Origin of the sequence: Agrilactobacillus fermenti (assembly GCF_021030645.1) — a bacterium.
GTDB classification, from domain to species: domain Bacteria; phylum Bacillota; class Bacilli; order Lactobacillales; family Lactobacillaceae; genus Agrilactobacillus; species Agrilactobacillus fermenti.
The window spans coordinates 12,417-27,264 of the sequence record NZ_JACGCJ010000021.1; the positions used below are offsets into that span (position 1 = coordinate 12,417).

General features: G+C 40.5%; 12 protein-coding genes. All 12 read left to right on the forward strand.

The window, feature by feature from the left end:
* Complete coding sequence (gene mutL, locus FHQ08_RS08490; protein ID WP_230913980.1) at window positions 1-2,019, forward strand: DNA mismatch repair endonuclease MutL; 2,019 nt, start codon at window positions 1-3, stop codon at window positions 2,017-2,019.
* 120 nt (window positions 2,020-2,139) lie between these two features.
* Window positions 2,140-2,484 carry a DMT family transporter gene (locus FHQ08_RS08495; RefSeq protein WP_230913981.1) on the forward strand — a complete coding sequence of 115 codons (345 nt, stop codon included), beginning with the start codon at window positions 2,140-2,142 and terminating at the stop codon, window positions 2,482-2,484.
* Window positions 2,484-2,804 carry a DMT family transporter gene (locus FHQ08_RS08500; protein ID WP_230913982.1) on the forward strand — a complete coding sequence of 107 codons (321 nt, stop codon included), beginning with the start codon at window positions 2,484-2,486 and terminating at the stop codon, window positions 2,802-2,804. The genes FHQ08_RS08495 and FHQ08_RS08500 overlap by 1 nt, the downstream gene beginning before the upstream one ends.
* A 162-nt stretch (window positions 2,805-2,966) precedes the next feature.
* Complete coding sequence (ruvA, locus tag FHQ08_RS08505; protein WP_230913983.1) at window positions 2,967-3,572, forward strand: Holliday junction branch migration protein RuvA; 606 nt, start codon at window positions 2,967-2,969, stop codon at window positions 3,570-3,572.
* Window positions 3,573-3,585: 13 nt separating this feature from the next.
* Window positions 3,586-4,608: a Holliday junction branch migration DNA helicase RuvB gene (gene ruvB, locus FHQ08_RS08510; protein ID WP_230913984.1), complete on the forward strand. Its 1,023-nt coding sequence runs from the start codon at window positions 3,586-3,588 to the stop codon at window positions 4,606-4,608.
* A gap of 26 nt (window positions 4,609-4,634) precedes the next feature.
* On the forward strand, window positions 4,635-5,666 hold the full coding sequence (queA, locus tag FHQ08_RS08515) for a tRNA preQ1(34) S-adenosylmethionine ribosyltransferase-isomerase QueA (protein ID WP_230913985.1): 1,032 nt from the start codon (window positions 4,635-4,637) through the stop codon (window positions 5,664-5,666).
* Between the two features lie 108 nt (window positions 5,667-5,774).
* Window positions 5,775-6,917, forward strand: a complete 1,143-nt coding sequence (gene tgt, locus FHQ08_RS08520) for a tRNA guanosine(34) transglycosylase Tgt (protein WP_230913986.1) — start codon at window positions 5,775-5,777, stop codon at window positions 6,915-6,917.
* Window positions 6,918-6,982: 65 nt separating this feature from the next.
* On the forward strand, window positions 6,983-7,411 hold the full coding sequence (gene yajC / locus FHQ08_RS08525; RefSeq protein ID WP_269073918.1) for a preprotein translocase subunit YajC: 429 nt from the start codon (window positions 6,983-6,985) through the stop codon (window positions 7,409-7,411).
* Between the two features lie 402 nt (window positions 7,412-7,813).
* Window positions 7,814-10,432, forward strand: coding sequence for a bifunctional acetaldehyde-CoA/alcohol dehydrogenase (gene adhE, locus FHQ08_RS08530; protein ID WP_230913987.1), 2,619 nt, complete (start codon window positions 7,814-7,816; stop codon window positions 10,430-10,432).
* Window positions 10,433-10,719: 287 nt separating this feature from the next.
* A complete protein-coding gene (gene zwf / locus FHQ08_RS08535; protein WP_230913988.1) occupies window positions 10,720-12,207 on the forward strand; it encodes a glucose-6-phosphate dehydrogenase in 1,488 nt (495 codons plus the stop codon).
* 136 nt (window positions 12,208-12,343) lie between these two features.
* Window positions 12,344-13,468 (forward strand): DNA polymerase IV, encoded by a 1,125-nt coding sequence (gene dinB / locus FHQ08_RS08540; RefSeq protein WP_230913989.1) that lies wholly within the window; start codon window positions 12,344-12,346, stop codon window positions 13,466-13,468.
* 38 nt (window positions 13,469-13,506) lie between these two features.
* Window positions 13,507-14,847, forward strand: coding sequence for a DRTGG domain-containing protein (locus FHQ08_RS08545; RefSeq protein WP_230913990.1), 1,341 nt, complete (start codon window positions 13,507-13,509; stop codon window positions 14,845-14,847).
* Window position 14,848 lies beyond the last annotated feature (1 nt).

Genomic DNA, 14,848 nt, shown 5'->3' on the forward strand with positions numbered 1-14,848 from the left:
ATGCCAGATATTCATGAATTACCGGAGCAGCTTAGCAATCAAATTGCTGCTGGGGAAGTGGTGGAGCGCCCTGCCTCAGTTGTCAAAGAGCTCGTTGAGAATGCCATCGATGCGGGTGCCGATCAGATCGATATTAGTGTTACAGATGCTGGTTTAAGTCGTATTTTTATTAGTGACAATGGTGGGGGTATCAAAAAAGATCAAGTTGAATTGGCTTTTTTACCACATACGACTAGTAAAATTTCAAGTCGAGATGATTTATTTCGGGTTCACTCCTTAGGGTTTCGTGGGGAAGCTTTAGCGAGCATTGCGGCCGTTTCACGGACGACCATGTTGACGGCAACGCAACCAGGATTGGGCACCTTGATTAAGCTCGAAGGTGGTAAGATTCTGTCGGAAATAACGCAGACCTCTCGTCAAGGCACTTCTGTTGAAGTGCGTGATCTATTCTTCAATACGCCGGCACGTTTAAAATATGTCAAGTCAGTCAACACAGAACTATCACATATTGCTGACATTTTAAATCGGCTCGCATTGGCAAATCCAGCAATTGCTTTTACATTTTCCAGTAATCAAAATATTTTATTGAAAACCAGCGGGTCCGGCCAGCTCCTGCGCACGATCACTGAGATTTATAGTGTTGGTGTCGGTCGGCAAATGTTGGCGATTGAAAATCATGATTTGGATTTTAAAATAACTGGCTTTGTATCTCTACCCAAGCTAACACGAGCCAGCCGTAATTATGTTTCTTTATTCATCAATGGCCGTTATGTGAAAAATTATGCGTTAAATAAGGCAATTATTGCTGGCTACGGCAGTAAATTAATGGTTGGTCGTTACCCATTAGCAATTTTGAATTTGCAAATGGATCCTTTTTTGGTAGATGTGAATGTGCATCCCACGAAACAAGAAGTTCGTTTAAGCAAAGAAGATGAACTCGGAACATTGATCACGCAGAGTATTGCTGATAAAATGCGGGCACAAAATTTGATTCCTGATGCCATTAGTAATTTGCAAGGTCAACAACAGACGCATAAACAGAAATCAGAACAACTGGCCGTTGATTTGGATGCGACTTCGGCCGCTTATTTGAAACCGCAAGGACATGCTCAGACAAGTGCGAATGCGCCTTCAGCTGTCCAGTCTGCTAAAGCTGATACAATTCAGGAACAGCCCGCTCAATTGGCAATGCAATCAGATACCCAGCCAGTCCAGTCGCAAAATGCGGCCTCAGCTAGTTCGGCTTACTCAGTATCAACAGGTGTCATATTTAAAGAGCCACAACGCTTAGCCGCTTGGGATCAGCGTTATCAAACAGAAACACCACCGGCAATTTTTGATACATCAAGTACAGCAGATTCCGGTACTGCCGCTGAGGACCAGTTACAAACAGCAGGTACGCCCACCGAACCGCGGTTTCCTGATCTGGCTTATATCGGTCAAATCCATGGGACTTATTTAATTGCTGAGAGTGAAGATGGATTTTATTTAGTAGATCAGCATGCGGCTCAAGAACGGGTCAATTATGAAAAGTATCGGCAAGCGATTGGTGAGGTGAGTCAGGACCAACAAAATTTATTAGTACCGATCGTGCTGAACTATCCTAGTGCCGATTATTTGGCTATTAGTAATCGGCTCGACTTATTGGCCAAGGTCGGTATACATTTGGAGCCATTTGGTCAGAATAGCTTTGTGGTGCATACACATCCCACTTGGTTTAAAAAAGGTCAAGAGGAAGAGACACTCAAAGAAATGATCGACTATGTTTTGGCTGATAAGCATATGACGGTAGCTAAGTTTCGGGAAAAGACGGCTATTATGATGAGCTGTAAGCGCGCCATCAAGGCCAATCATCATCTCGATACATTACAAGCTAAAGCACTACTACAGCATTTACGCCAGGCTGAGAATCCATTTAATTGTCCCCATGGTCGACCGGTGTTAGTCCATTTTACGGACAAGGATATGGCCAAAATGTTTAAACGAATTCAAGATGCACATACAAGTTTTGGTTTATAACAGAAATGTGCTAAACTTAAAACAATTAGATATTGTTAAGTGGAGAATTTCGGCTCTTAGGATGTAGCCATGCATTCTAAGGGCTTTTTGTTTGGATTTTAATAATGGAGGTTGAGTTAATTGAGTTATTTTAAGTTGATATTGGCTGGCTTGCTTGAAATCGGCTGGGCTTATACAATGACCCTTTCACACGGTTTCACGCGCTTGTGGCCGACATTAATCACCATTGTGATTCTGTTTGTCAGTTTTTACCTGTTAGAGTCAGTGATCAATGAATTTGGGGTTGGTGTGTCTTATGCTGTTTTTACGGGAATTGGTACAGCTGGAACTTCAATTGTTGGAATGTTGTTTTTACATGAATCGCACCAACCCTTGAAAATTGTCGCTCTGGTGATTTTATTGATTGGTATTATTGGCTTGAAACTAGCTGATGATCTTCCAACTAAAAAGGCTGGTGATCAATAATGGACTGGTTTTTATTAATTATTGCTGGATTTTGTGAATTGGGTTTTATTGCCTTTGTTAGTAAAGCACAAAGCAGCGGGAAACGTTGGTATAGTTTGATTGCCATGGCTTTTGTACTTGTGAGTATCACGATTTTAAGTATTGTGACCAAGACGGTACCCTTGGGGATCGCCTATGCCGTGTGGACAGGGATCGGCGCAATTAGTTCGGTAGCTTATGGCGTTCTCGTTTTGAAAGAATCTTTTAACTGGCTAAAGGGGCTGTTCGTTTTGATGATCATTGCTGGTGTTGTCGGGCTGCGCTTATTCGGTGAAGGCTGAAGCATAAAATCAGGTATCATGGCCAAGCCGCTATTTGTTTGGCTCTGATTCGTGTGCAGTCGCTGCCTGTTTTTTAGCTTGTTTTCTATTTTCGAAAAATACTAAAAAATATGATACAATCAAGAACGCAAACATTTGTACCCCACCAAGGAGTTTAAAATCATGTTTGAATATTTAAAGGGTTTGCTCGTGCAAATCGAAGCAAGTTATGTTGTCCTTGATGTCAATGGGATTGGCTACAAAATATTAGTAGCAAATCCTTTTGCCTATACAGAGGCCCAAACAACTAAAATTTATATCCATCAAACCATTACTGAAAGTGCACAAATCTTATATGGTTTTGTCGATCAAGCTGAGAAACAGCTTTTTGAGTTATTGATTGCTGTTACTGGTATTGGCCCCAAAAGTGCCTTGGCGATTTTAGCTGCCAGTAATCACGATGGTTTGATCAAAGCGATCCGTACAGAAGATATTAAGTTTTTGACTAAGTTTCCTGGGGTCGGTAAAAAAACAGCCCAACAAATCGTGATCGATTTAAAAGATAAAGTAACAAAACTTGGTCAAAGGGATATTTTTGCAACCGAAAGTTCTGTGGTTACGAAGACCAAACCTCAAGAAGCATCTTCCTTACAAGATGCTTTAGCGGCTTTAAGTGCTTTAGGTTTTTCAAATCGTGAAGTTCAAAAGATCGTACCAACATTAGAACAATTTTCAGCAGATTCAACAGATGCATACCTGAGAGAGGGTTTGCGATTGTTAACGAAGTAAAGGAGCGTTTAAGATGTCAGAAGCATTTGATCAAGATCGTCTGGTCGCTCAAACCGCCGATGATGATCAAGAAACGATTATCGAAAAATCGCTCAGGCCTAGAACCATTCAAGAGTATATTGGTCAAGAAAAAATTAAAAATGAGCTGCGCGTTTATATCGAAGCTGCAAAAAAACGCGAAGAAGCTTTGGACCATGTCCTCCTATATGGCCCTCCTGGTCTGGGTAAAACGACCTTGGCTTTTGTGATTGGTCACGAAATGGGGGTCCATGTGCGGACAACTAGTGGGCCAGCAATTGAAAAATCTGGTGATTTGGTCGCTTTATTAGCTGAACTAAAAGCAGGGGATATTCTTTTCATTGATGAGATTCATCGCCTGCCTAAAGCTGTTGAAGAAGTGCTTTATTCGGCTATGGAAGATTTTTACATCGATATTGTGGTTGGTGAAGGTCCGGCGGCGCACCCGGTCCATTTTCCATTGCCGCCTTTTACTTTGATTGGTGCAACCACCAGAGCAGGTTTACTGTCGGCACCTTTGCGCGATCGGTTTGGCATCGTCGCCCATATGAGTTATTATACAGTGGCTGAACTTAAGACAATCGTCCAGCGGACAGCAGATATTTTTAATATAAAAATCACAGCTGATGGTGCTATTGAAGTCGGCCGTCGCTCTCGCGGCACACCGCGAGTCGCCAATCGCTTATTAAAGCGAATCCGTGATTTTGCTCAGGTAGCGGGACAACATTGCGTTGATGCCAGTACGGCTGATGATGCCTTGAATCAATTGGAAGTCGATAATGACGGCTTAGACCAAGTGGATCGTAAAATTTTGACAATGATCATCAAATTTTATAACGGTGGCCCGGTTGGTTTAAAGACTATAGCGGCCAATGTTGGCGAAGAGGTTCAAACAATTGAAGAGATGTACGAACCTTATTTGATGCAAAGTGGCTTTTTAAAACGGACACCTCGGGGACGAATGGCAACTGCTAAGAGTTACCAACATCTAGGACTTCAACAGCCTGAAGCTAAATAATTAATTAGAAAGCGGCGTATTATTATATGTTAACAACTGAAGATTTTGATTATGATTTACCTCAAGAATTAATTGCTCAAACACCTTTAAAGGAACGGGATGCTTCAAGGATGCTCGTTTTGGATCACCAAACTGGAAAAATGGAAGATAAGCATTTCTACGATATTTTGGATGAATTAAATCCTGGTGATGCGGTGGTAATGAACGATACTCGTGTGATGCCTGCCCGCTTGTATGGTATTAAGCCAGATACAAAGGGGCATATGGAAGTATTACTGCTACATAATACCGAGGGCGACAACTGGGAAACTTTGATGAAACCAGCGCGCCATGCCAAAGTTGGGACTGTTATTGAATTTGGTGATGGTTTATTGAAGGCAACCGTTACAAAAGAATTAGAACATGGTGGTCGAATGGTTAAATTTGACTACGATGGGATTTTTATGGAGATTTTGGATAAGCTAGGGGAAACACCACTACCGCCGTATATTAAAGCTAAGCTGGATGATCCAGAAATGTATCAAACCGTTTATGCCAAAGAGAGCGGTTCTGCTGCAGCGCCAACCGCTGGCTTACATTGGACAAAAGAGTTGCTAAAAAAGACCCAAGATAAAGGTATCAAGCTGGTTTACTTAACATTACACGTTGGTCTGGGGACATTTAGACCGGTTTCGGTTGATAATATTGAAGATCATAAAATGCATTCAGAATTTTACCGTTTGAGTGAAGCAGCTGCTAAAACTTTGAATGATGTTCGCGCTAATGGCGGCCGTATCATTGCTACCGGTACAACATCAATTCGGACACTAGAAACAATTGGTACAAAATTTGATGGTCAAATCAAAGCAGATAGTGGCTGGACAGATATTTTCATTAAGCCAGGGTATCAATGGAAAGTTGTGGATGCGTTTATTACAAATTTCCATTTACCTAAATCGACTTTGGTGATGTTAGTTGCTTCATTTACAGGTCGAGAATTAATTTTAAAAGCCTATCAGCATGCAATCGATGAACGTTATCGTTTCTTCAGTTTTGGCGATGCGATGTTTATTAAATAAAGCTTGTTTGAGACAGATGAGTTAAATTTATGTTAGTTTTATGCTAGACTCAAACTATTGTCGTTTAAAGCCGCAAAGGCGATCGTTTAGATTTTAGGAGTTGTTGATATGACCGCAGCGATCCAATATCGCTTGATCAAACAAGAAAAACATACTGGTGCTCGTTTGGGTGAGATCATTACCCCACACGGTACTTTTCCTACCCCTATGTTTATGCCGGTAGGGACATTAGCTTCTGTGAAAAGCATGGCCCCAGAAGAATTGAAAGAGATGGGTGCCAACATCATTCTCTCAAATACGTATCATTTATGGTTGCGTCCGGGTGAAGAAATCGTCAAAAAAGCGGGCGGTTTACATCAATTCATGAATTGGGATCGCGGCGTTTTAACTGATTCTGGGGGTTTTCAAGTTTTTTCTTTAGCTGAAAATCGTAATATCACTGAAAAGGGTGTTACCTTTAAGAACCATTTAAATGGGGCGAAGATGTTTTTATCACCCGAAAAAGCCCTGCAAATCGAAAATGATTTGGGTGCTGATATTATCATGAGTTTGGATGAGTGTCCGCCATTCTTTGAAAGTTACGAATATGTCCGTGACTCAGTAGCGCGAACTAGTCGTTGGGCTGAACGTGGGTTGAAAGCACATCGTGATCCTGAAAAGCAAGGTCTTTTTGGTATTGTTCAAGGTGCCGGTTTTCAGGATCTTCGAACTCAAAGTGCCAAAGATCTCGTAAGTCTGGATTTTCCGGGTTATGCGATTGGTGGCTTATCAGTCGGCGAATCTAAGTCAGAAATGAATCGTGTTTTAGATTTTACAACGCCATTATTACCCGAACAAAAACCACGCTACTTAATGGGTGTGGGTTCAGCGGATGCACTAATTGATGGCGTGATTCGGGGGATTGATATGTTTGATTGTGTCTTACCAACTCGGATTGGGCGTAATGGTACGGCAATGACCTCTCAAGGACGGGTTGTTGTTAAAAACGCTAAGTATGCTGAAGATTTTACACCGTTAGATCCAAATTGTGATTGTTATACTTGTCGTAACTATACCCGTGCCTATATTCGGCACTTGATCAAATCTGATGAGATTTTTGGATTACATTTAACAAGTTATCATAACTTGTATTTCTTGTTACATTTGATGCAACAAGTTCGGCAGGCAATTATGGATGATAATCTATTAGAGTTTCGCCAAGATTTCTTTGAAGCCTATGGTTTTAATAAAGAAAAAGCAAAGAATTTCTAGGTTAGTGGTCATTAAGTTCATTTTTTGCTAGAATTGATATATTAAATAAAACGAGGTGTCTTTAATTGAATTTATTTGCAGCCGCAGGTGGCGGTAACTGGTCCTTCATTCTGATCATTATTGTGATGGGGGTTGTCATGTACTTTAGTATGATTCGACCACAAAAGAAACAACAACAAAAACGTCAAGAAATGTTTAGTCAGATGAAAAAGGGCGATCGAATCGTAACGATTGGTGGTCTACATGGTGTGATCGATTCAGTTGATACCGCCGCAAAAACCGTCGTGATCGATAGTGATGGTATTTATTTAACTTTTAATATTTCGGCAATCCGTGATGTACAGGCAAATACAGCTGTTCCGACAGGTACAACGAGTGCACCTGCAGCCACTGCAGAGACAAAAAATGCTGCACCGGCATCAACAGCTACTGAAACAAAAACGACTACCGATACCACTGATACAAATACGACAGAAGACAAAAAGTCAGAATAATCTTTTTGTAGTTGTGGGCCAAAGTAATAAAGTGTGGGTAGAACTTTTTAAAAGAAGTATAAACTGAAGAGAGAGTGAGACAAAAGGCGCCCAGCGCCTGAGTACCAACAAGAATTACGAAAAATAGTGGACTTGCCATTTGAGTCATTCGTCGTTGGGTGAGGGCGTTGCCTTTTGTAACGCGTTTAAGATATAATTGTTCGTGAAATAAGAGGGGCCGTAGACAAAACATTAATTTTGTCCCGGCCCCTCTATTTTTTTGCCGAAAATTAGCGAAAAATTGATATATTTTAAAAAGTGTGAAAAAAATCACAAAAAACACTTTACAAGTTTAACGTGAACCTGTATGATAATAATTGTGAAAATGATAACAAATAACCGATAACTTGGAGGTATAATCGAATGCTAAACGTAACAGATACAAAAAAGAAAAACGTTAAAAAGGCTGTTAACGTCGATGAAATGGTCAATAAATTGGTGGCGGATGCACAAGAAGCTTTGCAAGTGATGCACGGATTTGACCAAGAAAAAGTTGATGCAATTGTTCACGAAATGGCGATTGCTGGTTTAAATAAACATATGTATCTGGCAAAACTTGCTGTTGAAGAAACCGGCCGTGGCATTTATGAAGATAAAGCCATTAAAAATATGTATGCAACCGAAGAAATTTGGCATTCGATCAAAGCTGACAAAACGGTTGGTGTTATTGAAAATGATGAAGATAAACAAATTATGAAAATTGCTGAACCTATTGGAGTGATTGCTGGTGTGACACCAGTTACAAATCCAACCTCCACAACCATGTTTAAAGCAATGATTGCTATCAAGACTAGAAACCCAATTATTTTCGCATTTCATCCTAGTGCGCAAAAATGTTCAGCAGCTGCATTAGATATTATTAAAGCAGCTGCGGTCAAAGCTGGTTTACCTGCTGGAGCTTTAAGCTACATTCCAACGCCAAGTATTGATGCAACGAAAACATTAATGAATCATCCTGGTGTTGCAACGGTGTTAGCAACTGGTGGCCCAGGTATGGTTAAATCGGCCTATAGCACTGGCAAGCCAGCTTTAGGTGTTGGTGCTGGTAATGTGCCGGCATTCATTGAAAAAACTGCTAATCTGAAACAAGCTGTTAATGATATCTTATTATCGAAGTCATTTGATAATGGTATGATTTGTGCTTCCGAACAGGCAGCAATCGTTGAAGCACCGATCTATGATCAAGTAAAACAAGAATTTATCAAACAAGGCGCTTACTTAGTCAAACCTAAAGAATTGAAGCAACTTTCTGATACGGTCATTGATCCAGAGAAACACGCCGTGAATCCAAATGTTGTTGGTCATTCTGCTATCGAGATCGCTAAATGGGCCGGTATCAAAGTGCCTAAGGGGACACAAGTACTAGTTGCTGAAATTGACGGCGTTGGTGATGAATATCCACTTTCACGTGAAAAATTATCACCAGTTTTGGCACTGTTAAAGGCAAAAGATGAGCAAGATGGTTTCAGACTAGCTGAAGAAATGCTTGAATTAGGTGGTTTGGGCCATTCAGCTGTGATCCATACGAACGATGATGACTTGATCGTTCAGTTTGGGATTCAAATGAAGGCGTGCCGGATTTTAGTGAATTCACCTTCAAGTGTCGGTGGCATTGGTGATCTTTATAACAATATGATTCCATCGTTGACGTTAGGCTGTGGTTCATATGGACATAATTCTATTTCACACAATGTGGGGACGATCGACTTGTTGAACATTAAGACAGTAGCAAAACGCCGGAATAACTTGCAGTGGGTCAAACTACCACCTAAAATCTATTTTGAAAAAAATGCCATCAATTATTTAGAAAAAATGCAAGATATCAGTCGGGTATTTATTGTAGCTGATCATGATATGGAAAGATTAGGCTATGTCAAAATCGTTGAAGATGCTTTGAAATTACGTAAAAATGAAGTTGAATTTGTATCTTTCTTAGATGTTGAACCGGACCCATCTACCGACACGGTTTATAAAGGCCGTGATATGATGAACGACTTTAAACCAGACACAGTCATTGCACTCGGCGGTGGTTCGGTGATGGATGCGGCTAAAGGTATGTGGATGTTCTATCAAGCGCCTGATTCTTCCTTCTTCAAAGCAAAACAAAAATTCTTGGATATTCGGAAACGGACTTACAAATTTCCTAAATTGGATAATGTAAAATTGATTTGCGTGCCGACGACTTCTGGAACTGGTTCTGAAGTGACACCATTTGCGGTTATCACGGATAGTCAGACGGGCGTCAAATATCCATTAGCTGATTATGCTTTGACACCAGATGTTGCGATCGTAGACAGTCAATTCATTCAAAGTGTGCCAAAAACAGTTGTCGCTGATAGCGGTTTGGACGTTTTATGCCATGCAATTGAAAGTTACGTGTCAGTAATGGCTAGTAACTATACCCGTGGTCTAAGCTTACAAGCCATTAAAATTGTTTTTGAAAACTTAAAAGCAAGTTATAACGGCGATGCTCATGCTCGGGAAAATATGCATGATGCTTCAACTATGGCGGGTATGGCCTTTGCCAATGCACTGTTGGGTATCAATCACTCGATTGCACATAAATTGGGTGGTGCCTTCCACTTACCACATGGACGGATGATTGCAATTACGATGCCACACGTGATTCAATACAATGCTAAGGTGCCTGAGAAACGTGCATTATGGGCAAAATATAGTTACTTCCGTGCTGACAGCGACTATGCGGATATTGCCCGTTATGTTGGTTTGGAAGGTAAAACTAACGCAGAGTTAGTAGACGCCCTTTGTCAAGCAATCGTTGATCTGGCTGAGAGTATTGGCGTTAAGATGTCTTTGAAAGATCAAGGCATCACGAAAGCACAAATTGATAAACAAGCTGATCAATTAGCTGAATTAGCTTATGAGGATAATTGTACGATCACCAATCCAAAAGAACCAATGATTGCTGATATGGCACAAATTATTCGAGATGAATGGGCTGGACCAAAATCTTCTCTCTAGACGTATAAATAGTTAGTTGTAAAATAACTGAATATAAAACTACAAGGTAGCTGGGACAAAACTAACATTTTGTTTTCAGCTACTATTTATTTGCGACCAATTAAATTTTAAACGTGTGCTGAACGCCATTGTTTCATTATCCTTGTTATTTTTATATAACGATAAGAAACTTTATGCAGCAACGACTTGATTTTCCTTTAAAATCAAAGTAATATTTGTGCTTGAATCTAATTATGTACGACTTTAAAATAAATGATAGCTTGTTAGAAATAAGAGGAGGGCTACACTTGGAAAATAACAGTGAAAATCAAGCACTGATTTATATTTTTGGTGGTTCTGGTGATTTAGCACACCGTAAACTTTATCCGGCATTATTTAATTTGTACCGCAAGGATCATATTAAGCACAATTTTGCAGTTATTGGTACAGCACGGCGGGATTGGAGCGATGATTATTACCGTGATACGATTTTAAAATCTCTCACTGAACTACCAGGTTCTTACAATCAAAAGATAGCCTTCACCAAACATTTTTATTATCAATCCCATGATGTGACTGACTCGAACCATTATGTAACTCTACGTCAATTGGGTGATGAACTGGATCAAAAGTATCATACTCAAGGTAATCGAGTTTTTTATATGGCCATGGCGCCCAAGTTTTTTGCGACCATAGCCGATCACATTAAATCAGAGGATTTATTGTCTGACCAAGGTTTCAATCGATTAGTGATCGAAAAACCATTTGGCCGTGATTACGAAAGTGCCAAAAATTTAAATGATGCAATCAGTAAAGCTTTTAAGGAAGAACAAATTTATCGCATTGATCATTATTTAGGTAAAGAAATGGTCTTAGGCTTGTTGCCGATGCGTTTTACCAACCCGATGTTTGAGCAAGTTTGGAATAAACAATTTATCGATAATATTCAAATTACCTTATTTGAAGCTTTAGGCGTCGAAGATCGTGCCGGCTATTATGAAACGGCTGGGGCACTGAGGGATATGGTCCAAAATCATGTGATGCAAATTCTTGCTTTGACGACATTAGAGCGCCCAGATGCCCTAAATGCCGCTGATATCAGAGATAAAAAGCGGTTACTTTTCCAAGCTTTGAAACCCTACACCCCTGAACAAGTTGATGCCAAATTTGTGCGCGGTCAATACGGTGCCAGCGATATTCCAGAGCATGAACCTGCTTATCGGCAAGAGAATAATGTTGATCCTAAATCACCAATTGAAACCTTTGTCGCTGGTGAGATCGATATTGATAATGATCAGTGGTCTGGTGTACCTATTTATATTCGCACAGGTAAACGCACACCAGAAAAGCGCACTCGAATCGATATTGTATTTAAGCCAAGTGCCAACCAAATCTTTGATCAACCTGCGGCAGCTAATATTTTGACTATTGATGTGGAACCTAGTGAAGGGGTAACATTACAATATAACGGTAAAAAAGTTGGTCAAACAACAACACCAGAAAGTTATTTAATGAGTTATCATCATTCTAAAGAGATGCTCAATGAAGTTTTAGATGCTTATGAACGTTTGATTTTAGATGTATTGGTTGGTGACAATACTAACTTCAGCCATTGGCACGAATTAGAGGCTACATGGCAATTTGTAGATGCGATTCGCCAACGCTGGGACAGCCAGGCACCAACTGACTTTCCGAATTATAAGAGTGGGACTGCCGGCCCTCAAGCTGCTGATGAACTATTGGCGAAGACTGGCCGTCACTGGATCTATCAGCCAACAGATAATACAAAGCGCTAAAACAAAACGCTAAAACAAAACACAAAAACTGTATTACAACAAGTTTAAGAGAGTCGATATAATGCCTATTATATCGGCTTTTTATTTGTTATAATAAAATTACCGTCTGTTAGGGTACAACAAATCGGGTGATTGAATGACGAAAGAAATGCTATTCGAATTACCGAATATTAATCATACAAATCGTAAAATTATTCATGTTGATATGGACGCTTTTTATGCATCTATCGAAATGAAACGGCATCCAAAATTGCGTCGGCGGGCACTGATTATTGCCCGAGATCCGCGGCAAACGCATGGTAAAGGCGTCGTGACGACAGCTAATTATGTGGCACGCCAATTTGGGGTTCATTCAGCCATGCCAGCGCAAAAGGCCTGGGAATTAACTAAAGACCAACGGCCCGTTTTTTTGCCACCGGATTTTGCCACTTATCGGGAAGTTTCTGGGCAGGTTCATGATATTTTTCGGGAAGTTACCGATGTGGTCGAACCAGTTGCCCTAGATGAAGCTTATTTGGATGTTACAGAAAATAAGTTAGGCTTTAAACAAGCCATTGAGGCAGCCATTTATATTCAAAGTAAAATCTATAAGCGTTTAGCGTTAACCTGTTCAACGGGTATTTCTTATAATAAATACATTGCTAAGCTCGCTTCGGATTATCGCAAACCGTTTGGCCGTACGGTGGTTTTACCAGAACAAGCAGAGTCTTTTTTAATGCAGTTAAAGATTGAGAAATTTCAAGGCGTTGGGCGTAAGACTTTGCCTAAAATGCAGGCACTGCAAATTTATACCGGTGCTGACTTGCACGCTCAAAGTGAACGTTTTTTGATCGATCGGTTTGGAAAAATGGGTTATATGCTCTATCGCCGTGTGCGTGGTATCGATAATCGACCGGTGCAGGCGGACCGTGCCCGCAAGTCCGTTGGTAAAGAGCGCACCTATAATCCGCCAATATACGATGAATTAAAGATTCAGGCACAATTAAAGTATTTTAGCGGTTTGGTTGCTACAGCTTTAGCTCATAAAAATCTTCAGGGTAAGACCGTTGTTTTAAAAATGCGGGATAAGGACTTTAATACCATCACCAAGCGACAGACGTTAGCGGAATATATTTATCAATCTGCTGATATTTTGACAGCGGCCCAAGAATTATGGGCTACTTACGGTAGTTTGAAACACGGTGTGCGTTTATTGGGGATTACAATGACGAGTTTACTGTCGAAACAGTACGAAAATATCACGTTGCCGTTAATATATTAAAATAATCATTACTATTTTGTGGGATCGAGGTTATCAGTTTGGCCACCAAACATGAGCAAATTTTAGATTATATTGAGTCTGTACCGATCGGGAATAAAATTTCAGTGCGTTCAATTGCCAAAGCCCTGAACGTTAGTGAAGGCACAGCTTACCGGGCAATTAAAACTGCTGAAACCCAAGGATTGGTAACGACCATTGAACGGGTCGGCACGATGCGGATCGAGCAACGTTTGAAGGGTAAAATCGAAAATTTAACTTTCCGTGAGATTCTGAAAGCCATTGATGGTGAAATCTATGGTGGCACGAATGGATTAGATAAATTGTTAGATAAATTCGTTATTGGTGCCATGACGCTTGAAGCAATGGTACGTTATATTACGCCGAAATCATTGATGATTATTGGGAACCGGGAAGATGCTCAGGAATTAGCCCTGCGTAGTGGGGCGGCTGTTTTAATCACTGGTGGTTTTTCGGCAACACAGGCAATTACTAAGCTTGCGGATGAACTTGCTTTGCCAGTGTTAGGGACCACCTATGACACGTTCACGGTTGCAGCAATGATCAATCGAGTGCTGACAGATCAATTGATCAAAAAAGAGATCATTGTGGTGGGTGATATTTTTCAACCACTAGCCAAGACGGATTATTTGTTAAATACACAAACAGTACATGATTACATTGCGCTTACCAAGCATAGCGATCATTCGCGTTTCCCGGTCGTTAATAAACAAATGCGATTATTAGGTGTTGTCTCTGGCAAAGATGTTCTCAACCGTTCAGATAAAACCCCCATCGAAAAAATCATGACCAAAGACCCCATGGTGGTGCGCAAGAATAATAGTGCTGCTTCAGCAGGGCACTTAATGACTTGGAATAGTTTGGAATTGATGCCGGTAGTCGATAATAAGCTGCAGCTTGAAGGGGTCATTTCACGTAAAGATGTCATGGAAACGATGCAAATGGCGCCTAGACAACCTCAAGTGACGGATACTTTTTATGATCAAATGATGGGCAGTTTGCAAGTTTTGAAGAATGAATTGCCCAATGCTGCAACTTTGGCGCCAGAAAGTATGGGGTTTGAGTTTGTCGTAGAACCTCAGCTGGTCAATAGTTTAGGAACCGTCGCGTTTGGTGTTTTATCTGAAGTAGTGGTTGATAGCTGCCAGCGGTTATTGAATGAGCGATTTAAACAAAATGCAATCATTGAACAGATGGATCTTCATTATTTAAAATTGATTCAGCTGGAGAGTCATTTGTTGATTCAACCGCAAATTTTAGATAAAGGCCGTCGGTTTGCAAAGCTAGATGTTTCAGTCTATGCCAACCATGTTTTGTGTGCCAAAGCCATCGTGAACTGTCAGTTATTAGAAAGGAAATAAT